Annotated in this window: 23 protein-coding genes; 6 read left to right on the forward strand and 17 right to left on the reverse strand. The window is 55.0% G+C overall.

The annotated features are described in order from the left end of the window. Window position 1 precedes the first annotated feature (1 nt). Both IE090_RS08905 and cysM read right to left on the reverse strand, forming a co-directional pair. On the reverse strand, window positions 2-1,330 hold the full coding sequence (locus tag IE090_RS08905) for a class I SAM-dependent RNA methyltransferase family protein (RefSeq protein WP_189388010.1): 1,329 nt from the start codon (window positions 1,328-1,330) through the stop codon (window positions 2-4). Between the two features lie 121 nt (window positions 1,331-1,451). After that, window positions 1,452-2,345, reverse strand: a complete 894-nt coding sequence (gene cysM, locus IE090_RS08910; RefSeq protein ID WP_444542205.1) for a cysteine synthase CysM — start codon at window positions 2,343-2,345, stop codon at window positions 1,452-1,454. 203 nt (window positions 2,346-2,548) lie between these two features. Here cysM and IE090_RS08915 point away from each other — a divergent pair, with 203 nt between their 5' ends. Beyond that, complete coding sequence (locus IE090_RS08915) at window positions 2,549-5,329, forward strand: ATP-binding protein (RefSeq protein ID WP_189388012.1); 2,781 nt, start codon at window positions 2,549-2,551, stop codon at window positions 5,327-5,329. Here the strand turns inward: IE090_RS08915 and acpS are convergent. The 12 genes from acpS to rpoE all read right to left on the reverse strand — a co-directional run bounded on the left by acpS (window position 5,302) and on the right by rpoE (window position 15,008). Next, on the reverse strand, window positions 5,302-5,697 hold the full coding sequence (gene acpS, locus IE090_RS08920) for a holo-ACP synthase (RefSeq protein ID WP_189388013.1): 396 nt from the start codon (window positions 5,695-5,697) through the stop codon (window positions 5,302-5,304). The genes IE090_RS08915 and acpS overlap by 28 nt on opposite strands. Beyond that, on the reverse strand, window positions 5,694-6,428 hold the full coding sequence (pdxJ, locus tag IE090_RS08925) for a pyridoxine 5'-phosphate synthase (RefSeq protein WP_189388014.1): 735 nt from the start codon (window positions 6,426-6,428) through the stop codon (window positions 5,694-5,696). Before pdxJ ends, acpS begins: the two co-directional genes overlap by 4 nt. Then, window positions 6,394-7,089, reverse strand: coding sequence for a DNA repair protein RecO (gene recO, locus IE090_RS08930; RefSeq protein WP_189388015.1), 696 nt, complete (start codon window positions 7,087-7,089; stop codon window positions 6,394-6,396). Before recO ends, pdxJ begins: the two co-directional genes overlap by 35 nt. Next, window positions 7,086-7,976: a GTPase Era gene (era, locus tag IE090_RS08935; RefSeq protein WP_189388016.1), complete on the reverse strand. Its 891-nt coding sequence runs from the start codon at window positions 7,974-7,976 to the stop codon at window positions 7,086-7,088. The genes recO and era overlap by 4 nt, the downstream gene beginning before the upstream one ends. Further along, complete coding sequence (gene rnc, locus IE090_RS08940) at window positions 7,973-8,671, reverse strand: ribonuclease III (RefSeq protein ID WP_189388017.1); 699 nt, start codon at window positions 8,669-8,671, stop codon at window positions 7,973-7,975. Before rnc ends, era begins: the two co-directional genes overlap by 4 nt. Beyond that, complete coding sequence (locus IE090_RS08945; protein WP_189388018.1) at window positions 8,668-9,036, reverse strand: DUF4845 domain-containing protein; 369 nt, start codon at window positions 9,034-9,036, stop codon at window positions 8,668-8,670. The genes rnc and IE090_RS08945 overlap by 4 nt, the downstream gene beginning before the upstream one ends. Next, window positions 9,033-10,832, reverse strand: coding sequence for a translation elongation factor 4 (lepA, locus tag IE090_RS08950; RefSeq protein WP_189388019.1), 1,800 nt, complete (start codon window positions 10,830-10,832; stop codon window positions 9,033-9,035). The genes IE090_RS08945 and lepA overlap by 4 nt, the downstream gene beginning before the upstream one ends. A gap of 96 nt (window positions 10,833-10,928) precedes the next feature. Then, window positions 10,929-12,317, reverse strand: a complete 1,389-nt coding sequence (locus IE090_RS08955; protein ID WP_189388020.1) for a DegQ family serine endoprotease — start codon at window positions 12,315-12,317, stop codon at window positions 10,929-10,931. Between the two features lie 16 nt (window positions 12,318-12,333). Then, window positions 12,334-12,759: a SoxR reducing system RseC family protein gene (locus tag IE090_RS08960; RefSeq protein ID WP_189388021.1), complete on the reverse strand. Its 426-nt coding sequence runs from the start codon at window positions 12,757-12,759 to the stop codon at window positions 12,334-12,336. After that, on the reverse strand, window positions 12,756-13,718 hold the full coding sequence (locus tag IE090_RS08965; RefSeq protein WP_189388022.1) for a MucB/RseB C-terminal domain-containing protein: 963 nt from the start codon (window positions 13,716-13,718) through the stop codon (window positions 12,756-12,758). The genes IE090_RS08960 and IE090_RS08965 overlap by 4 nt, the downstream gene beginning before the upstream one ends. Then, entirely contained in the window at window positions 13,715-14,404 is a 690-nt protein-coding gene (locus tag IE090_RS08970) for a sigma-E factor negative regulatory protein (protein WP_189388023.1), read from the reverse strand. The genes IE090_RS08965 and IE090_RS08970 overlap by 4 nt, the downstream gene beginning before the upstream one ends. A 16-nt stretch (window positions 14,405-14,420) precedes the next feature. Then, window positions 14,421-15,008 (reverse strand): RNA polymerase sigma factor RpoE, encoded by a 588-nt coding sequence (gene rpoE, locus IE090_RS08975; RefSeq protein ID WP_189388056.1) that lies wholly within the window; start codon window positions 15,006-15,008, stop codon window positions 14,421-14,423. Between the two features lie 239 nt (window positions 15,009-15,247). On the opposite strand from rpoE, the gene nadB reads away from it, so the two are divergent. Beyond that, on the forward strand, window positions 15,248-16,852 hold the full coding sequence (nadB, locus tag IE090_RS08980; protein ID WP_189388024.1) for an L-aspartate oxidase: 1,605 nt from the start codon (window positions 15,248-15,250) through the stop codon (window positions 16,850-16,852). 20 nt (window positions 16,853-16,872) lie between these two features. Here the strand turns inward: nadB and IE090_RS08985 are convergent, their stop codons facing one another. Next, window positions 16,873-17,265, reverse strand: coding sequence for a hypothetical protein (locus tag IE090_RS08985; RefSeq protein WP_189388025.1), 393 nt, complete (start codon window positions 17,263-17,265; stop codon window positions 16,873-16,875). Further along, complete coding sequence (locus tag IE090_RS08990; RefSeq protein ID WP_189388026.1) at window positions 17,249-17,503, reverse strand: FAD assembly factor SdhE; 255 nt, start codon at window positions 17,501-17,503, stop codon at window positions 17,249-17,251. The genes IE090_RS08985 and IE090_RS08990 overlap by 17 nt, the downstream gene beginning before the upstream one ends. Window positions 17,504-17,816: 313 nt before the next feature. Here IE090_RS08990 and ygfZ point away from each other — a divergent pair, with 313 nt between their 5' ends. From ygfZ to IE090_RS09005, 3 genes are read left to right on the forward strand one after another with little or no spacing between them, the layout of a single operon-like run. Beyond that, window positions 17,817-18,620, forward strand: coding sequence for a CAF17-like 4Fe-4S cluster assembly/insertion protein YgfZ (ygfZ, locus tag IE090_RS08995; protein WP_189388027.1), 804 nt, complete (start codon window positions 17,817-17,819; stop codon window positions 18,618-18,620). 43 nt (window positions 18,621-18,663) lie between these two features. Continuing rightward, on the forward strand, window positions 18,664-19,512 hold the full coding sequence (locus IE090_RS09000) for an HDOD domain-containing protein (RefSeq protein WP_189388028.1): 849 nt from the start codon (window positions 18,664-18,666) through the stop codon (window positions 19,510-19,512). Beyond that, window positions 19,509-20,327: an HDOD domain-containing protein gene (locus IE090_RS09005; RefSeq protein WP_189388029.1), complete on the forward strand. Its 819-nt coding sequence runs from the start codon at window positions 19,509-19,511 to the stop codon at window positions 20,325-20,327. The genes IE090_RS09000 and IE090_RS09005 overlap by 4 nt, the downstream gene beginning before the upstream one ends. Here the strand turns inward: IE090_RS09005 and IE090_RS09010 are convergent. Then, window positions 20,324-21,460 (reverse strand): enoyl-CoA hydratase/isomerase family protein, encoded by a 1,137-nt coding sequence (locus tag IE090_RS09010; protein WP_189388030.1) that lies wholly within the window; start codon window positions 21,458-21,460, stop codon window positions 20,324-20,326. The two genes, IE090_RS09005 and IE090_RS09010, sit on opposite strands and share 4 nt — an antisense overlap. 38 nt (window positions 21,461-21,498) lie before the next feature. Here IE090_RS09010 and IE090_RS09015 point away from each other — a divergent pair, with 38 nt between their 5' ends. Then, on the forward strand, window positions 21,499-22,155 hold the full coding sequence (locus IE090_RS09015; protein WP_189388031.1) for a hypothetical protein: 657 nt from the start codon (window positions 21,499-21,501) through the stop codon (window positions 22,153-22,155). Window positions 22,156-22,164: the final 9 nt, after the last annotated feature.

Raw genomic sequence — 22,164 nt, forward strand, 5'->3', positions numbered from 1 at the left:
ATTATTTCCCCACCCTGGTCAGTAACACCATGGTTTCCACATGATGGGTCTGTGGAAACATATCCATAATTCCGGCTTTTACCACCCGGTAACCGCCCTGAGTCAGCCGCCGCAAATCCCGGGTTAGCGTAGCAGCATCACAAGCAACATACAGGATTCTATTGACCGCCTCATCTAACAAGTGTTCGACCACAGCTTCAGCCCCAGCACGGGGGGGATCCAACAATACCGCCGATAGGTCAGGTAAGCCCACCAGCCCGCCAGCTTGTGATAGATCCACACAGCTAGCTTGGATTTCCAGCCCTTGCTGTTGGGCTTGTTGCTGCAAACGCGTCACCATCGTGACTTGCCCTTCTAGCGCCAGCACCTGAGCTTCACGGCGGGCCAAGGCCATGGTGAAGTTGCCATGGCCGGCAAAAAAGTCAGCGATCAACTCTCCCCTTTGTGGCTGCAACCATGCCATGGCTTGCTGCACCATCAAGGCATTAATCGCGCCATTCACTTGAATAAAGTCATCTGGGTGTACGGCCAGAGGCGCGCCATCAACTGGGTAGTGCAGGGGCGCATAATCAGACCGCAAGGGCTGAGAAGGTTCGTCTTTGTGATATTTCACCCACAGCTGCACTGGCAATGTCGTCTCTGGCTGTTCAACGAACACCTGATCGACAAACGCCTGCAGTGATTGCTGGCTGGTCTCGTCCAGCCGTTTCAGCAAGCGCAAGGTCAACACCAATGCCTGATCCGTTTGCAGCACCTCGATTTGCGTTAGCTCTGCACGCCGCGGCCAATCACGTAAGAACTGCCGCCAGCGCTGCCAATGAAGCAATGGATGCTCGATCAGTACAGCGCACTGGTCGATGTCGGTTAAATGACTTGAGCCAGCCTCGCGAAAACCTAGGTACACTTGCTGCTTTGCTTGGCTATAACGCACCCCCAGCCGCGCTTTGCGGCGGTAATGCCAAGGCTCGGCAGTGAGTGGCGGTGCCCATTCAGTGACGCTCACACCAGCGCGCTGGAACTCACGTGCTACTCGGGCTTGCTTGGCTTGCACCTGAGCCGAATACGACAGATGTTGTAGGTGACAGCCACCACAGCGCTGGTAGTGCGGACACGAGGGTTCGACACGCTCAGGGCTTGGCTTAAGAATGCGCTTTAGATGCGTGTACTGTACTTTGTGGCGCCGCTCAGCCAGTGACACTTCTACTTCTTCTCCTGGCAGGGCGCCTGGGACGAAATACACATCACGACCGCGACGGGCAACACCCAATCCCTCCGATGTTAAATTGTCGACCTGCAATGTCAGCAAGCGGGGAGACGATTGACGCACCATAAATATCCTCAGTCAGCCAAGCTGCCGGCCATCAGCAGCAGCGGGCATTATTGGCATCTGCGAGGGCATTTCAAGGGCGCATTGGTGAGCATGTGTTACTCACCACAGTGACAATGACGGTTTAACGGGCAAATACGCCAGAAGATAGATAGCGATCACCGCGGTCGCAAATGATGCAGACGATGGTGGCATCCTGTAGCTCGCTGGCCAATTGCAGCGCTCCCGCCACGCTACCGCCAGATGATACTCCGGCAAAAATACCCTCCTCCCGCGCCAAGCGACGCATGGCGTCTTCCGCTTGCTGCTGACTGATATCCAGCACTTGATCCACCCGAGTGGCATCATAGATGGTGGGCAGATAAGCCTCAGGCCAGCGCCGGATACCAGGAATAGAAGCGCCCTCAGCCGGCTGCAAACCGATGATCTGCACATCAGGGTTGCGTTCTTTCAAGTAGCGCGAAGTACCCATAATGGTGCCCGTGGTGCCCATGGAGCTAACAAAGTGTGTAATTTGTCCACCAGTTTGCTGCCATATTTCTGGCCCCGTGCCTTCATAGTGCGCCTGTGGGTTATCCAGATTACCAAACTGGTTCAGTACAATGCCTTCACCACGCTGTTGCATGGCCAGCGCCAGGTCACGCGCGCCCTCCATGCCGTCTTCCTGACTCACCAAAATCAGCTCCGCACCGTAAGCCTCCATCGCCCAACGGCGTTCCATGGTGGCGTTATCGGGCATGATCAACACCATGCGATAGCCCATAATGGCCGCGGCCATCGCCAGTGCAATACCAGTATTACCACTGGTAGCCTCGATCAAGGTATCGCCTGGTTGAATATCGCCGCGCTGTTGAGCTCGCTGAATCATCGATAACGCTGGTCGGTCTTTCACTGAGCCAGCCGGGTTATTGCCTTCTAACTTTAATAACACTGTGCTGCTGCAATCCGGTGGCAGCATTCTCTGCAAACGGACCAGTGGTGTCTGGCCGACACAGTCGGCAATGGTGGAATACTGAATGCTCACAAGTTCGCCTTCACGATATAAATGCGCGCATGATAACCACCCCAAAGCATAATGCGTAATAGCGAAACGGCATTTGCTTATAGCCACCCAAGGCCGCTTACTCATTGCGGTCGCCGCTGCTGACCGATAATCTAGCCTGCCGGCAAGGCTAAACTGCTGATGACCGGCCTTGTGTATTGCAGTGGTGAACCTTCCGTATGAAGCAGTGGAGCATTCAAAACCAGATCCTAGTCTTGGCGCTATTGCCTGCGGTCTTGGTTTCTGTGCTGCTGGGGTTGTTTTTTGTTTGGGACCGCAGCCAAGCGCTGGATGATTTACTCGAACAGCGGGCCTTGGCCATGGCCAAACAACTGGCGCCGACCTGCGAATATGGGGTGATGACTGGCAACACCGGCATTCTGCAAAATATTGCCAATAGCATGCTAGAAGAGCAGGATGTTCGCGCCGTCAGCATTTATAACCAGGACATCCATATTCTGGCTCATGCTGGTCCCAAAATGATGACTGAACGCATGGGTGGCACGCAGATGAATGAGCAGCTGCAGCTGCTGCGTACCGATGGCTCAGTGCGGGTACGCGCGCCCGTTTATGCAGAACACCTCGTCATTCCCGACCAGGTATCTGATCAGTTTTATGCAGAAACAGACAGCACGCCTCCCAAGTTGCTAGGATGGGCAGAACTGGAGTTATCCATCACCAACACGCAACTGGCGCAGTATCAGCACTTGGCCTCAGCGTTGGCAATGATCGCCTTTGCCCTGCTGAGCTGCATTCTCATTGCCGTGCGTATCAGTCGCCAAGTGTCAGCCCCTCTGGCCAAAATTGTTGCCGCCATCGGCAAAATGGAAGATGGCAAACTAGAAACTCGTATACATATCGATAACGACGGCGAATATCAGCTGTTAGCCTCGGGTATCAACACCCTAGCCAGCGCCCTGCAACGCGCGAACACTGAGCATCAACAGAGCCTAGAGCAAGCCACCAAAGACCTGCGGGAAACGCTAGATGAGCTCGAGGTACGCAACCATGAACTGGCCATCGATCGCGCCGAGGCCATCGAGGCTAGCCGAGTTAAATCGCAGTTTCTGGCCAATGTCAGCCATGAAATCCGCACGCCTCTCAACTCCATCATCGGCTTCAGCCAGTTCCTTGAACGTACACCGCTGACCTCGCACCAAATCGATACGCTCAAAAACATTCAAATCTCGTCCGCTGACTTACAACGGACCATTGATGATCTGCTGGATTACTCCAAAATCAGCGCCGGCAAGTTACCGCTAGAACGTGAAGCCTTTGGTTTGCGCGATGTGATCGACGAAGTCATGACCATGCTCGGCCCACAAGCGCAGAAGAAAGGTCTTGAATTACAGCAGTTGGTGTATTCAGACGTACCTACATGCCTCAAGGGCGATGCTCTACGTTTAAAGCAAGTACTTACCAACCTAGTCTCTAACGCCGTGAAATTTACTGAGCATGGCAGCGTGACCCTGCAGGTCTCTACCCTTAAGCGCCAGCAACAGCGCGCGGTGCTTAAGTTTGAGATTCAAGATACTGGCATTGGTATGGATGATGAGCAGCTGTCGCGTTTGTTTCAGGCTTTTACTCAGGCCGATGCCAGCACCGCTCGGCGCTTCGGCGGCACTGGCTTGGGGCTGACCATCGCCCGCGCACTGGTTGAAGCCATGCACGGTGACATTAAAGTCACCAGCGAGCCGGGCAAGGGCAGCCATTTCACCTTTCATATCGATATCGAACTGGCCAAGGGCAGCCCAGCGGCTACATTCGAGCCAGCGCCGCGCGTTGCCTTATATGAACCGCGCAACCTCAGCCGCTTGCATATCAGCAACCTGCTACAGCAGTGGCGAATCACTGTGATCGACATTACTGAGCGCCATCAGCTACCACAGTGGTTGAGTGATACGCCTCCGCAACCCGTTGATATTCTGCTGCTCGCCCAAGACAGCGGCCAGCCCCCACCAGAATGGCAGACATGTACGACCCCTATTATTGCTCTGCTTAATAGCTTCCAAACCGTGGACCTAGAGCGCGCTGAACAGTCAGGTGCTTATGCAGCACTGAGCACACCTTGCTCCCACCGGCGCCTGTTGAGTGTGCTGCAGAGTGCGTTGACAGGTGAGCCTATAACAGATGCCGCGCCCCAAGAGCCTAGCGACGAGATCGGGCAATCTCTTGCTGTACCCACTGTGCTAGCGGTGGATGACAATGAAGCCAACCTCAAGTTAGTCACCATTTTGTTGCAAGAGCTCGGAGTCAATACTCTGGCTGCCCGCTCCGGCCGCCAGGCCATCGAGCTATGTCAACAGCAAAGCATCGACCTGATTTTTATGGACATTCAGATGCCAAGCATGAACGGCCTAGAAGCCAGCCAGGCCATTCGCCAACTACCGGGCAAGTCGCGCTTACCCATCGTTGCCCTGACCGCTCATGCCATGGCCGATGAAAAAGAAGCCTTGCTCAAAGCCGGTCTCAATGATTACCAAACCAAGCCCATCAGCCAACAGCAGTTGGCAGATAGCATCGCTCAATGGACGCGCTTTCGCGCCACTGTATCGGCATTCACACCCCGCAAAGTCGATAGCAACGACTGCGTCATGGATATCGACTCGGCCCTACGGGTCACCAATAATCGACCGGAATTAGCTGAGGAAATGTTTGCGATGCTGCTAACCGCACTGCCTCGAGATCGCGACGCCATTGTTGAGCAATGGGAAGCTGAAGACTACGACGCCTTATTGGCAGCAGTACACCGCCTACATGGCGCTACACGCTATTGCGGCGTACCGTGCCTGCGCCAGGCACTAGACCAATTTGAGACCGCTATCAAAGCGGCTCGCTATGGCGAACTGGCCGACCACATGCGCCACAGCATGCAGCAAATCGATCGCTTGCAGCAGTGGGCCAAGGATAACGACTGGCGCGAGCTACTGGCTCAAGCAGACACTACCGCGAAGGCCTGAACCCAGTGACCCTCATCGGATAAGCTAACCCAAGCACGCTGGCCTTGCAGCTGCTGCAGGCGCTGTAAGGCTGCGCCCGACAGGGTCACTTGTGGCGCACCATCAGGAGCACGCAATATTTGTAGCTGCTGGAAACCAACGCCCTTGGCAATTCCAGTGCCCAGCGCTTTGGCCAACGCTTCTTTAGCGGCAAACTGCTTGGCAACAAAGTTGAGCGACTGGTGCCGCTGGTACCAAAGCGCTTGCTCAGCCGGCGTCAGAAATCGCTCAATCAAACGCTGGCCACGGCGCTGATAGGCTTGCTCGATGCGACGCGCATCCAGCAAGTCGGTTCCTACTCCCACCACGCCAGGCCACAGTGCACTCATGGCCGCTTGAGCAAGGCGCGCATCTCTGCCACCGCCTGCGGTAGCCCAACAAACACGGCGTGAGCAATCAGGGCATGGCCAATGTTAAGCTCGTTCATGCCGTCGATGGCGGCAACCGGCTCAACATTATGCAGGTGCAGGCCGTGCCCAGCATTGACGATCAAGCCGGCACTGCGGGCATAAGCCGCTGCCTGACGTAGGCGCTCTAACTGTGCCCGCTGCTGCTGCTCCGTGGTCGCGTCGGCATAGGCGCCAGTGTGCAGTTCAATCACAGGGGCACCACAGCGCACGACGGCGTCGATCTGGCGTTCATCCGGGTCAATAAATAACGAAACCTCGCTGTCGATGGCAGCCAAGCGCTCTACCGCCGCTGCCACCTCGGCCTCCTGACTGGCGACATCCAGGCCGCCCTCGGTGGTCAGCTCTTCACGTTTTTCCGGCACCAGACAACAGGCTTCGGGGGCTACCTCCTCGGCTAAGGTCAGCATGGCTTCGGTAATGGCCATTTCCAGATTCATGCGCGTCGTTAAGGTTTCTTTTAACACGTACACGTCGCGCGTCTGAATGTGGCGGCGATCTTCGCGCGGATGAATGGTGATGCCATCGGCACCGGCCTGCTCCGCTAGCATGGCGGCCATCACAGGGTCTGGATAGCGGGTGCCGCGTGCCTGACGTAAGGTGGCGACGTGGTCGATGTTAACGCCCAACAGGACGCGATGAGGGTTCTTCATGTATTTCTCCCGCAGTAAAGGTGGCTGGCTGGCGACGCAAACTCTGGCTGACCAGCGGTCGCTGCAAATAAGGCATTAGCGCTGATTGCAAGGTCTGGCGCGCCATTTGCCACAGCTCAGGCCGATGTGAGCCGTGAGCGTAATCCAGCAGCCACTGTCCAGCAACACCAGACTCGCTAAGCTGCCAGCCTGATTGCGGATAAAACTGATAATGGCGCTTGGGGTTGATGGGACAGCGTTGATGATCAAGATGCCAGCTAAAGCCATAACCTAAACTCTGCAGCAAGGTTTGCTCAAACAAGCGCAACCAAGGCACTGCGAGGCTGCCGTCGGCAATGGCTTTCAGCGCTTCACTGTAAAGATCAAACAAAACCGATTGTGGATCGCGATCCGGCAATAATTGCACCAACAGTTCGGTCAAATATAAGCCGCAGGCAAGGCCATCATCTGACCACGGCGAGGCTTGCCACAGAGGTTGCTGCAAAAGCAGGCGAGGCCAGTCGCTGTCTGGTTGCCACTCCCCTTGGTATTGCACCAGCAAATCCGGCTGCATTCGCACCCCAGCCGTGAGCTGCAACCGACCATGGCTGCGACTAAAAACATCCAGCAGCCACTCCTGCTCACGCCACGGCTGTGCCTTGAGCAGCCAAAACAGCGTCACTGATCGTCGTAGCCCAAGCTACGTAAAGCACGCTCATCATCCGACCAGTTCGACTTCACTTTTACCCATAAATTGAGCATGACTTTGTTGTCGAACAGCACTTCCATATCTTTGCGCGCCTCCTCACCAATGCGTTTGAGGCGGTAACCGCCCTCACCGATGACGATACGCTTTTGCGACGAACGCTCCACCAGAATCAATGCACTGATTTCCAACAAGCGGCCATCGTGCTTAAATTCTTCAATCTCTACCGTCATGGCATAAGGCAGTTCATCGCCTAACTGGCGCATGATTTTTTCACGCACCAGCTCTGCCGCCAAAAAGCGCGAGCTGCGGTCGGTAATCTGATCTTCCGGATAAAAGTGCATATTTTCCGGCATATAGCTGGCAATCAGATTTTCTAGGCGATCAATGTTATGGCCAGTTTTGGCGCTCAGCGGAATGATCTGATCAAAGGGGTGGCGATCGTTCAGCTCTTGCAAATAAGGCAACAGCTCGTCTTTTTCACGCACAAAATCCACTTTATTGACCGCCAACACAATCGGCGCACGTTGTTGCTTAATGGTTTGCAACACCATTTCGTCTTCTTCCGTCCAGCGCATGCGATCGACCATCATCACCACTAAATCCACGTCTTTAACAGCCGTAGTCGCGGCGCGGTTCATGAAGCGGTTAATGGCTTTATCGTGATGCTGGTGAATACCTGGGGTGTCGACATACACCACTTGCAGGTTCTCTTCAGTTTTAATACCCACCACTTGGTGGCGCGTGGTTTGAGGTTTGCGTGATGTTATAGAAAGCTTTTGCCCCAAAATACGGTTCAGCAAGGTGGATTTGCCCACATTAGGGCGACCGACGATGGCGACAAAGCCACTGCGTTCACTCATGCGCTTTCCTCCTTACCTGAACTCAAATTGAGTTGCTCCAACACTAGCCCTGCGGCCGCTTGCTCAGCATGGCGGCGGCTGTTGCCCGTCGCTACGGCTGGTGCCGATAGCTCTGGCACACTGCAACTGACGGTAAAGACTTGCTCATTGGTCGGGCCCACCACGGACTGAACGTCGTAGACAGGTAAGCGCAAGCGATGCTTTTGCTGATACTCTTGCAGCCGAGTTTTGGCGTCTTTCACCGGATCTTCAAGCGTCAGATCCTGCAAGCGTTGAGCAAACCAAGCCAATACCACCTCACGCGTCGGCTCTAGGCCACTTTCCATGTAAATAGCACCGATCAAGGCTTCAACCGTATCTGCCAGAATCGACTCGCGTCGGTGCTCACCGCTTTTAAGCACGCTGCTGCCAAGAATAAGAAACTCTCCCAGCTGAAACTCTCGTGCGATTGCGGCCAACGTTTTGCCGCGCACCAGCTGCGAGCGCAAGCGCGTGAGCTTGCCTTCTTTCGCTTGCGGAAAGCGCTTAAACAGCGCTTCAGAAATAATCAGGCTGAGAATAGAGTCGCCTAGAAATTCCAAGCGTTCGTTGTTTTGCCCGCCTTTACTGCGATGGGTCAAGGCCAGGGTGGCTAACTGCTCATCGGCAAATTCATAGCCAAGACGCTGGCCCAGTTTTAACAGAGGATCATTCACCGTTCAAACACCACTTCATGCTGAAAGCGGGTAACCAGATCGATATTGGACATCACATTATCACGACGCTCATAGGGCCAGCGCAGGGTAATGGTGTCACGCGTGCGATCGATCTCGAGGGTTTCAAGAGGAATGTTAAGATTGTTGAAACGTAAACGTTCCTCTAACAAATTACGGATTTCCCGATTGGTGCTTTTTCCCTCGATGTCTCCATTTTTTTCGATGGTCTCCAATACCTGCTGAAGCATTCGATCATCAAAATACATTGGAAACAGGGCAATCCCCACACGGGCAGCAACAATTACCACCAATATGATTACCAATATGGAGGGCATGGACAGCCCACGTTGTCTTTTCATCATCATTCTTTCACCTGTAGTACCGCGAGGAAGGCAGATTGTGGAATTTCCACACTACCAATCTGCTTCATGCGCTTTTTGCCTTCTTTTTGTTTCTGTAGCAGTTTTTTCTTACGGCTAACATCACCACCGTAGCACTTTGCCGTCACATTTTTACGTAACGCCTTCACATTCGTGCGTGCCACTACTTGGTTCCCGACTGCCGCCTGAATGGCTACGTCAAACATTTGGCGAGGAATTAACTCTTTCATTTTTTCTGCCAGGGCAGCGCCACGGCGACGAACATTATCGCGGTGCATAATCACCGCCAGCGCATCAACTCGATCGCCATTCACCAGCACATCCAAGCGCACCAAAGGGGCTTCTTGAAAGCGGACGAAATTGTAGTCAAGGGATGCAAAACCGCGACTGGCAGATTTAATACGGTCAAAGAAGTCCATGACGACTTCCGCCATTGGCAGCTCGTAGCGCAACGACACCTGATTGCCAGTGTATTGCATATCCACCTGCACGCCGCGCTTCTCCACACACAGAGAAATAACGTTACCCAGGTACTCTTCCGGCACCAGAATGTTGGCTTCGCAAATGGGCTCACGCATTTCTTCAATGCTGCCAACATCGGGCAGTTTGGATGGGTTATCCACCTCCAACAGCTCGCCTTTTTTGGTAGTAACTTCATAAATCACCGTCGGCGCCGTGGTTATCAGATCGAGGTCGTATTCGCGCTCCAACCGCTCCTGAATAATTTCCATATGCAGCATGCCCAAGAAGCCACAGCGAAAACCAAAGCCCAATGCATCGGATGACTCCGGTTCATAAAACAGCGAAGCATCGTTCAGTGACAGCTTCTCTAACGCATCGCGGAAATTTTCATAGTCATCGGAGCTAACTGGGAACAAGCCGGCATAAACTTGCGGTTTGACTTTCTGGAAGCCGGGCAAAGAAGGGGTGTCTTTTTCTTTGGCGGCCACAATGGTGTCCCCCACGGGCGCGCCGTGAATGTCTTTGATGCCCGCCACCATGTAGCCGACCTCACCTGTGCCTAACCGACCGGTTTCCTTGCGTTTCGGGGTAAAAATACCAATGCCATCTGCCCCGTGATCACGCCCCGTCGATTTGATATGAATCTTATCGCCCTTTTTGATCGAGCCACTTTTTACCCGAATCAAAGACACAACGCCTAAATAGGAATCGAACCAAGAGTCAATAATCAGCGCCTGCAATGGGCCGTCTGGGTCGCCTTCCGGCGGTGGAATATTGGCCACCAGATCTTCCAGCACGTCCTCAATGTTCAAGCCGCTTTTGGCACTGCAGCGCACGGCTTCGAGGGCATCGATACCGATAATGTCTTCAATTTCTTGAGCAACTTTATCTGGGTCTGCCTGTGGCAAGTCCATTTTGTTGAGCACTGGACGTACTTCCAAGCCCATATCAATCGCAGTGTAACAGTTGGCCACCGACTGAGCTTCAACGCCCTGTGCCGCATCGACCACCAACAAAGCACCTTCACAGGCCGCCAATGAGCGCGACACTTCATAGCTGAAGTCCACGTGCCCAGGCGTATCAATAAAGTTGAGCTGATAGGTCTTACCGTCACGGGCGGTGTAGTCAAGGGTCACACTTTGCGCCTTGATGGTGATGCCGCGCTCGCGCTCGATATCCATGGAATCCAGCACCTGCTGCTGCATTTCACGATCGGACAAACCGCCGCAGACCTGAATGAAACGATCCGACAAAGTGGACTTGCCATGGTCGATATGGGCAATGATGGAGAAGTTGCGAATGTGGTCCAGCTGGCTCACAGAGTAACCCGACTATTGTTGAAATGGGCGGGAATTTTACTGCAAAGCCAGCCAGATGGCTATGTGGCCGACGCGGCTGCCGGCCACCATTGACGTTTAGTCATTCACTTGCAGGGCAACGAACATGGCCGAACCACGGCGCACAATGCGTACTGGAACACTGCGGTTGCTTGGCAGCTCTTTGACGATGCGGTGGAAATCGTCCACTGAGCGCACCGGCTGGCCATTGAGCATGGTGATGACATCGCCATTGATCAGGCCCGCCATCGATGCTGGGCCGCGTTGAATTTGCTTGATGACCACGCCGTCACCGTCGCGTTTGCGACGCGCATCACTGAGCTCGGCCACCAGCACACCTAGGCGATTACTGAACTGCTCATCTGGGCCATTGGCGGACGCCAGTTCAGCACCATCACCGTCGGGCAACACACCGATTTCAACTTCCAGATTTTTGCGTTTACCGTTGCGAACAACGCGCACATCGGCCTCGGTGCCTGGTTTGACTCGCCCTACTTGATGCGGCAGATCCGACGACAGTTGGATTGGGTTGCCATTAAAGTGGGTAATGATGTCACCATTTTGCAAGCCCGCCTCTTCAGCAGGGCTGCCAGGCACCACCTGCGCCACCAACGCACCCGCAGCTTTATCCAAACCAAAGGACTCGGCGAGGTCTTTATTCACTTCCTGAATCACGACACCCAACCAGCCGCGACTGACTTTGCCGCGCTCTTTCAACTGCTCAGCCACATTCATGGCAACGTTGATGGGAATAGCAAACGACACGCCCATAAAACCGCCTGAGCGGGTATAAATTTGCGAGTTAATGCCCACTACCTCACCGTCGAGATTAAACAGCGGCCCACCCGAGTTGCCCGGGTTAATGGCAACATCGGTCTGAATAAAGGGCACGTAATTTTCACGCGGCAAACTGCGGCCTTTAGCACTGACAATGCCAGCGGTAACGGAGTAATCAAAGCCGAACGGTGAGCCAATCGCGACCACCCATTCGCCGACTTCGAGCTTGTCTGAGTTACCTAGCTCAACCGTGGGCAAATCATCGGCCTCCACCTTCAATACCGCCAAATCAGAGCTGGGATCGGCACCAATCAAAGTGGCGTCGAGCTCGCGCCGATCATTAAGACGCACGATGATTTCATCGGCTCCCTGCACGACGTGATTATTCGTCAAAATGTAGCCATCTTTGGAAACGATAAAACCCGAACCCAATGACGACTGCTCTTGCTGGCCACGTGGCATGGGCGCACCGAAAAAGTGACGGAAAATTTCCGGCACATCGTCGGGCAAGCCATAGCGGCGCATAGAATTAGATTGATGTTGCACAGTGGAAATGTTCACCACCGCCGGTGATGTTTCTTTCACTAGGTCACGAAAATCTGGCAATGACGCCTTAGCTGACACACTCAGCGCCATCAACCAGAACAACACTAAGGCCCCAACAGGGCGAATCGACTTAACAAGAATCATGGATATCCCTCTAAAGCTAACGAAGTAAATGCTCTTGCGCGACTATCGATGGCGTCCAGTTATGGGCGAAACGTCGCGCCAATTGCCTAGATGCCAAAAAACCTAAAGCCAAACCCAGTACAGCAGCCAACACGCTGGCCAACTCACCTAAGCCACCAGTTAAAATGGCTGCCACTAACATGCAAAGCAAGGGCAGGACGTACATCACCAGCGCGCTGGTTGCCAAACCGCCCGCAGGCAGTTGCAGCATAACGTCATCGCCCGGATGCAATGCGTGCCCTTCGCAGGCAACCCATAACTTCATCGGCCGCCCCAAATCAGACAGTGCTTTTTGCCCGCAACCACTGCGAGCTTGGCAACTGCCACAACTGCTGCGCTGCACAGCCTCCACCCAAACACCGCTAGGCTCTATGGCGACCACTCGGGCTTGCTCTACATTCATGGTTGATCTCCTACTGACCACGGCCCTCTCATAGAGGCAGCTATTTTTTCGGCGGTTGCCATGGGAACTTCGCCCACCACCGTAATACGGTAGCGCTCGCCACTGTGTTCAACATGACGCACAACCGCCGAGGTCGCTCCCCATTGCTGGCGCATAGACGGCACATCGACATCCGCCTGGTGATCCACAAACACACTAAAAGCCGCCATACCATCGGTATACATCACCGTCGATAAATGCCCAGGGTGATGATCATCGCCACCGGCTGACGGCATAAATCCCGCTGGCAGCCAAGTCGGCGACCAGTTTACGGAGGCTTGAGTGGGGGCTGCGGCTGATTCCTTCAAGTGGCGAGCCATATGATGGCGCTGCTGTTGAGCGCTAAAATGCTCGCGAGGCAAGGCTATTCCAATATCAATATCAGCAAACTGCAAGCGCTCTAGCACCACACCATCCTGGCGCACCAAATCGGAACGCAGCAGTAGCGCAGTGTCAACATCCAGCCATAAGTCATAACCAAAGCGATGGTTATCTTTGGGAATCACCCTGACCACTTGCGCCGCACGCCCGGCAATGCGCTCTTGCGGCCCTAGAGCCAGTTGATACCAACCCTCGATATCACCGTGTTGACGAGCGAACTCAGCCGCCAGTGGGTTGCTGCTAGAAGGACTTAAACGCACGACATGATCACCTGGATGAGTACAACTGACCGCGTGGCCACGGCGAATGACTTCACGCGGCTCACCCGTGAGGTGGATCAGCTTTTCATACTCAGTGTCATCATGCACGGCATGACTAAACGACATGGTTTCCCAGCGCCGAGCGTCACCGTAAATCAGCACGCCCTGATAGTTCAGCTCTTTTAACGCATGGGACATTCGATCCAGCCAGCTGCGTGCATCATCGGCTTGCACTAAGCAAGCCGCCATCAGCAGCACTATGCCAGCTAGGTAGTTCACTGCTGCGCATCCCGCTGCTTTTCTGCTTGCACGGGTCGAGTGTGCACAGGCTGGCTGGCTTCAGCTGTACGCTCAGCAAAACTAGCCACCCGAGCGAAGGGCATCATGCCGCGACCAGTGTTCAACGCCGCATTTTCGGTGTGTTGCAGCACGTATTGCTGCAATTTACGCTGCGCCTCGGGCAAGGCTATGTCGCTACCGACAGGTTGGGATTCTTGGGCAACCAGCTGGCGCTCAGGCTGGGCAGGTAACATCACGGGTTGCGCCGTCAGTTGCGACTGAGACGGTACGGCCGCAGGACTGTGTGCGACCGGTATAGGTTGTGCAGATTCACTCTCTAGCCTCACTCCCAACAATACCGCCAACGTCACCGACGCAGCCACGGCACCGCCCGTCAGCCATTGCTGCCACTGACCTGAAGACGTGGTTGTGGTTGCAGTTGCCGCTGGCTGAGCAGCCGGCACCTCATCCATCGGCTCACCATCAATGGCTTGGCGAATGCCGCGCGATAAATCAACGGTACTGATGGCTTCATCGCGCATCAGGGCACCCATCATTTCATAGCGGGCCCAGGTTTGACTCAGCTCGGGGTTGTCATCCAACTCATTCAATAAGCGGCGCAGCTCCAGCTCGTCGGCCTCGCCATCTTTTAATGCGGACAAAGATTCTTTTAAACGCTCATGCATAGTTATCACCCAACCTTCAGGCGCTCATGTTCAACAAGGGCTGCATTTTTTTATCAATGGCTTCACGGGCACGAAAAATACGTGACCGCACGGTGCCAATCGGGCAATCCATCACCTCGGCAATTTCTTCGTAGCTCAGCCCATCCATTTCTCGCAATGTCACCGCGACTTTTAGCTCTTCTGGCAGCTCCGCAATGGCGGTAAAAACCACGTCACGCAGCTGCTCACGCTGCAATAGGGCATCTGGCGTATCCACCTCTTTCATGCGATCTTCATCGGCGAAAAAGCTGGCATCCTCCAATTCGATGTCCTGGGTCGGCGTTTTACGCCCACGGCTAACTAAGAAATTTTTGGCGGTATTGACGGCGATGCGATACAGCCAGGTATAAAACTGACTGTCACCTCGAAAGCCCGGCAAGGCGCGGTAGGCTTTGATAAAGGCTTCCTGGGTCACGTCCTGCGCTTCGGCATGATCGCTAACAAAGCGCCCGACCAAGGCCAAAATCTTATGCTGATACTTCATCACCAAAAGATCGAAGGCGCGTTTATCCCCGCGTTGCACCCGGGCTACCAGTTGTTTGTCGGTCTGCTCTGCATCCGGCATGTGTTTTTCCGTTGGTTTGACTCCGGCATGGCTGGCCGCTTGCGCGTGCATCACACCCTTTCCTCCCGTCATCATTGGTTTGGAAAAGGCATCGACCGCTGCCGTGCAAAGAACATAACACATGCGGCGACGAATGCCTTACCTGCGCTCAGAACTCAGCTCAGGTAAATAGTTCCCCAGTGACAACACTCAGCCGCCAGCAGTATAGTGGCGAGCAGTTATTTTCACGTTGAGTTGGCATGAATCAGTCGTTTACGTTTGACGTTCTTATTATTGGCAGTGGCGCTGCCGGCCTCACATTGGCGCTGTCGCTGCCGCCAGAAATGCAAGTCGCGGTGATCAGCAAAGAATCGCTGGAGGCGGGCTCAACTCGCTGGGCACAGGGCGGCGTTGCCGCCGTACTCACTCAAGAAGACAGCGTTGACGCCCATGTTGCCGACACCCTAGATGCCGGCGCAGGGCTGTGCCATGAGCCCGCCGTGCGCTACACGGTGGAGCATTCGACCAGCGCCATTCACTGGTTAATTGAGCAAGGCGTGCCCTTTACCCGCGAAAACGGCGATTACCATCTCACCCGCGAAGGCGGACACAGCGCGCGGCGCATCATTCATGCTGCCGATGCCACCGGCTATGCGCTGTCCGACACCTTATTAGCTCGGGCGCGCGAGCGCAGCAACTTGACCTTGCTGCACGACTACATGGCCATCGACTTAATCACCCGAGAAAAACTCGGCGTGCCTGGCCATGGCTGTGTAGGTGGCTATTTTCTCAACAATCAAACCGGTGAGGTCGATGTCATTACCGCGCGCGCCGTGGCGCTGGCCACCGGCGGTGCATCGAAAGCTTACTTGTATACCAGCAATCCGGATGGCGCTTCAGGCGACGGCATCGCCATGGCATTTCGTGCCGGCTGCCGGGTGGTCAATATGGAATTTAATCAGTTCCATCCCACCTGCCTTTATCATCCGCAGGCCAAGTCCTTTTTGATTACTGAAGCGGTACGCGGTGAAGGTGGTCGCTTGCTGCTGCCCGATGGTCAGCCCTTTATGCAGCGTTTCGACCCGCGAGAAGAGCTAGCACCGCGTGATATTGTCGCCCGTGCCATCGACCATGAAATGAAACGCTTGGGCGCAGATTGCTTATTCCTAGACATCAGCCACAAGCCGGCCAAATTTATTCGCGAGCATTTCCCCACTATTTACGAACGCTGCCTACAGCTGGGCATTGATATCACTCGCGATCCGATACCGGTTGTGCCAGCGGCCCATTACACTTGCGGCGGCGTTGCCACCGACCAGTTTGGTCGCACCGATATTCAAGGCTTATACGCCATTGGCGAGACCGCCTGCACTGGGCTGCACGGCGCCAATCGCCTGGCCAGTAACTCGTTGCTCGAGTGTCTGGTGTTTGCCCGTGCCGCCGCCGAACACATCAGCCAACACATAGATCGCAGCGAGCCCATTCCCTCGGCGCCGCACTGGGACGCCACCCAAGTGACCGACTCCGATGAAGACGTGGTGATTTCGCACAACTGGGATGAGCTCAGACGCTTTATGTGGGACTACGTTGGCATTGTGCGCACCACCAAGCGCCTGCTGCGCGCTAAGCACCGGGTGACGCTGCTGCGCCAGGAAATCGAAGAGTTTTACAGCAACTACCGCGTCAGCCATGACCTGCTGGAGCTGCGCAACCTGGTGGATGTCGCCGACATGATCATTCGCTCGGCGCTGCTGCGCAAAGAATCTCGCGGCCTGCATTATTGTCGCGATTACCCAGACGCCCTGCCCAGGGCCTACGACACGGTATTAACGCCGAAATACTTGCGCGAGCTGGGCGAGTTGTAGAACGCCTTAAAAAAATTGGCTTAAAAATCCCGATACAAACAGCGCCGCAGCTGGCGAAAGTCCTCGTCGCTGCGGAATTGATCGGCCAATAGCAGCCAATATTGCCAAGGCCAATGGCCGTACTGCAGCTTGACTTGGTCGGCGCGACGAACGGACCCAGGGCGAATAAAAAACTCATATTGCTGGCCATTGTGCTGCCACCACCAGCGCTGCCCGTCGCAGCCCAAGTGCAGGGGGCTAACGGCACGGCGGCAACCCAGCCGCAGCAGCACCGGCACACACAACAGCGGCCAATACAGCTGTTTAGTCACAGCCATCGCCAGCAATGCCAGCACCAAGCACGCCACTGCCAGCCATTGGCGGCGACGCAGCCGCATCGAGGGTTTTAGCTGCCACTCATGCCTGACGGGCATGGGCCAAGACAACCTCAACAATGTCTGCCAACTGCGAGTCTTCAGGCACTTGGCGTTCTAGAAAATAAGCGAATAAATCGCTGTCTTCACACTCCAACAACTGAGCATAAGCCTGCTGGCGCTCTGGGCTTAAGCTGGCATAGGCGTTGTCGACAAAGGGCAACAGCAGCACATCCAGCTCCAGCATGCCGCGGCGCGAGTGCCAGCGCAGGCGTTTAACTTCGGTTGATTCAGTCACACGTTAATCCTCATACAACAGGGCGATCATTTTAGTGCCAGAGCGAGCGACATGACAGACCTGCGACCAACATCCACCGGCCATCGTAAGGCAAGCCCACATTTTGTGGCGTTATTCCGCCATCCGCTTTGCAGTAAACTGGCAGCTCTTGAATTTTGCCCGTCTGCCCAGATAACGGGTAGCCGAGCCATTAGCAAAGGTTGTGCATTGCATGTCTGTCTCTGAACACGTAGCGGCCCTAGGCCGACTTGATCCGCAACAGGGTTTTCAGCCCCACGCCCAAACTACCGGTAACGCGACGCTCTTGAGTCAGATGAGCGTTTTAAGTATTGAAGGCAGTGATTGCGAGCGCTTTCTGCAAGGCCAATTAACTTGCGATGTATCCAAACTCGACGGCCAATGGCAGCTAGGGGCCTGCTGCAATGCCAAAGGACGCATGGTGGCCAACTTTGTGATTGCCCGTCGCGGCGACGAGTGCCGTGTGCGCCTACCGGCCGATCAAGCCGAGGCATTGCTCAGCCACCTGAAGAAATACGCGGTCTTTTTTAAGGTCACGCTGAGCGTGCTGGACGACATTTGGGTGGTGGCACAGTGGCAACCGCAACAACACCAGCCAGAGCTTGCCAACGGCTGGCAACTGCACTGGCAGGATCGCAGCGAACTGTGGCTCCCACAAACTGAGGCGCTGGAATGGCTGCAGCAGCAGTCGCTGTGCAGTGAGCAGCGCTGGCATGAAGATGACATCAACGCCGGTCTGGTATGGGTCACAGCCGCCACCCGCGAGCACTGGATTCCACAAAACATCGACTGGCACCGTCACGGCGGCGTCAGCTTTAACAAAGGCTGCTATACCGGCCAAGAAATCGTGGCGCGCTTGCAATATCTGGGTAAGGCCAAAAAAGGACTGTTTCGTCTTAGCAGCGAGCAACCCGCTGACTTCGATGCGCTGGCAACGATTCGGAGCAGCACAGGCAAAACCATCGGAGAGCTGGCCAGCTGGCGCCAGAGCAGCGGTCTTGGCTGGATCAACCTGAGCGCCGCAGACGACAATGCTATCAATATTGACGACACTCAGCTCAGCTGTGAGGCAATCGCCTATACTGAAGTCCACGAGTAAAGCCATTGTGGCTGATAGCCAGACACCCAGTTAAGGACTTCGCATGACTAACCTGGCAAAGCAGGTCAAAGATGACATCGTCGCCCAGATAAAAAACGATGAACTGGTATTGCCGACGCTGCCCGAAGTGGCTTTGAAGGTACGAGAGACAGCAGAAGATGTGGATGCCAGCATCAATGACCTGACCGCCATCATCGGCCAAGACCCAGCCCTGACGGCGCGCATCATCAAGGTCACCAACAGCCCACTGATTCGTGTTTCCAGCCAGATCACCGACTTGGCCACAGCAGTATCACGCTTGGGTATCAACTTCACCAGCAGCCTAGCCATTGGCTTGGCGATGGAGCAGATGTTCCAAGCGACCCACGACAACATCGACAAGCGCATGCGCGGATGCTGGTCACGCGCGATGGAAATTGCCGCCTCAGCCCAAGTGCTGGCTAAGCATTTCACCAGCCTACACTCAGATCAGGCGATGTTGGCCGGCTTGGTGCACCAAATCGGCATGCTACCGATTCTAAGCTATGCCGAAAATCATAATGACTTGCTGGCCGACAGCTTTTCACTGGATCTGGTGTTAGACAAACTGCACCCTACCCTCGGTGCCTACATTCTCAAGAGCTGGGAGTTTTCTCCCGAGCTGGTGGCAGTGCCACGCAACTACCTCAATCTTGATTATCAAGCGGAAGAAGCCACCTACGTTGACCTAGTCCAAGTAGCCACAGTGCAAAGCTATGTCGGCACGGAACACCCGCTGGGTCAGCTCGACAGCGCTCAACTGGGCTCATTTCAGCGTCTCGGGCTCGACAGTGACAATGACATCACGCGTTGGGAATCCCTCAATGACGAAGTGGGTGAAACGCATTCTGCGATGGGTGGAGGTGTTGAATGAGCCGTCTCAGCAGTGAGATCACGCAGGCACTGGAAAGCGGTAGCCTGGCCATGCCGACGCTGCCCGATGTGGCACAAAACATTTTGCACAACAGCCAAGCAGATCAACTGACGGCACAGTCGCTCGCACGCTTGGTAGAAGAAGACCCAGCCATTGCCGCCAATCTAGTGCGCATCAGCAACAGCCCATTAGTGGGCCGCCCCAATCACATCGCCGATTTAGCCACGGCCATTGGCCTACTGGGTGTTAGCTATTGTGCGCAACTGGCGCTAAGCCTAGCGCTTAAGCAGCTGTTTCATGCCCAGCACAAAGAAGTTAAACAACAGCTGGAGCAGACTTGGCGTCACAGCAGCGAGCAAGCAGCATTGTGCATGATGATGGCCAAAGATCTCGACGCCAGCCCAGGCGAGGCATTTCTGGCCGGACTACTGCACCAGATTGGCCGTTTACCTGTGTTGCGTTGGTACGACCAGCAACAGCAGCCTGTGCAGCTAGATGAAGCACTGCAGCAGCAAGCGGAAGTCGGCCAACATTTGCTAGAGCATTGGCAATTTCCGGTGTTGCTGCAATCTGTGCCCATGATTCGCAACGACCTGAGTGACCCAGTACTGTATCTGGACCACCCACCCGAGCAGCAAAGCCAAGAGCGCGTGCTCGACATCGTTGCGCTGGCCAGCTTTTTCTTAGAGCATCGGCCAGTAACCGAGTGGCCCGCCAGCGCCGTATTGCAGCGCTTGGACATTGCGCCAGACGAAGCCAGCAAAGCGGTGCAAACTTGGTCCAGTCTGGCGATACAGTCTAAGTGGCAGTCTTAAAGGCCGGCCAGCGGATGCTCGTCCTCATTCCAAGGCGAAGCTGTTAACTGTGCCAGCCAGCTGGCTGGCACCTCCGCCGCACTGCGATGCTGCCATTTAGGGGCATTGTCTTTATCTACCACCATGGCGCGAATACCTTCGGCAAAATCTGGATGACGCACGGCCTGATACGCCAGCACCAGCTCCCACTGCACCACTTCTTTCAAACTCATGCGCGCACCGCGACGCAGCTGCTCCATAATTAAGCAGGCCGTCGCTGGACAACCGTCGCGATAATTTTTCAGGCCTTGGTTGAGCCACTCGTGCTCACTGTGATAATGGCGCAAGCGCTCATCTAGGCGCGCCATCGGCTGATGACCTAGAGACTCCAAAGAGTTACCAAACAGCTCATGCAAATCCTGCCGCACCGCCTGCCAGTGACTTTCAACGCCACTTTCGTCAGTCATGCCAGTAAGCAAAGTACGAACTTGCTGATGGTTCATGGCGCGATTTTGCTGCCACGGCAATTGCTGTAAAGCGTCCAACATGGGTTGCCAATCGTCATCACCCAAAGTGTATTGAGTGAGTTTCAACTGGCGCGCATCGGCGGCATTAATGTGGCTCGCGCTCAACCCCATCCAGTGCCCCATAGGGTAAGGCAAGCGCGCTAGGTAATAGCTCGCGGCCACGTCTGGGAACAAGCCGATGCGCACTTCTGGCCACGCCAATTTAAGCGAGCGACAACCAATGCGATGATTGGCCCCGATAAACAGCCCCAGGCCGCCGCCCATCACAAAGCCCTGCCCCCAGGCAATGAGCGGCTTAGTGAACTGGTGTACGCGATAGTTTTTGCCGTACTCCCCGCTGAAAAAGTCATCAGCATAACGGTAACGCTGTTTGCCTTTAGCCTGCATGCTGTCGTAAAGCTGGCGAATATCGCCGCCAGCGCAAAACGCTTTATCACCGGCACCGCGCATCACTACCGCCACGATGCGATCGTCTTTTTGCCAGCGCTCCAGGGCTTCGCCTATCATGCCCACCATCGCCAGATCGACGGCGTTCATGGCTTTGGCTTTATTCAGGGTTAAGACCCCAATGCGGTACGATTTGCCGCAACTCAGCTCTTCACTCAAAACAGCTTGTGTGGATGACACTGTCGACTCCTTTTCTGCACTGAGATTACACTGGCGCCATGACCATATTACTCAGCCTTATTGTTGTCTCTATTATTATTGCCCTGCTGTTGGCTCTGATGCTAGTCGACCGAGGTCGAAGAAATACACATTTGCAGCAGGTTGCCGACCAACTGGGCTTGCGCTATCGGCCTTATGCCAGCCTCAGCCAGCCCGTGCGCGAGGCACGTTTTCGATTGATTGAATGCGGCCAGTTTCGCCATTTTCGCTATTTGCTCGAAGGCAGCTTTCGCCAGCGGCCCGTCAACATATTTGATTACAGCCTGGTCAATCAACAGGGAACCGCGACGCAAACAGTGATCTTACTGCATTGCCCATTAGCGGTGGCAGACTGGCGCCTGCAACTGTGGCAGCAGGGCTGGTTGCACACAGACCCTCTAACTGATCCCGAACTGCAGCCACTGCAAACATTAAGCGCCCATCAAAAACCACCGGCGCTGCGCGACTGGCACCTGGCCAGTAACCAGCCAGGACGTCTGCACCAAGGCATCGATGCCTTAGCAGACTGGTGTTTGGCGCATCCCCACCTTCACATCGAATATGCGGCTGGCATGCTCATGCTGTACCGGCCACGCCACGAACTGGATGCCGAGCAATTGGAGCAAGCCCTGATCGCGGCTGACGATTTATGCCAACGCTTGCAGTCCATCACTTAAAGAGGTTTA

The sequence above is a fragment of the Bacterioplanes sanyensis genome (assembly GCF_014652515.1).
In the GTDB taxonomy this organism is placed as follows: Bacteria; Pseudomonadota; Gammaproteobacteria; order Pseudomonadales; family Oceanobacteraceae; genus Bacterioplanes; species Bacterioplanes sanyensis.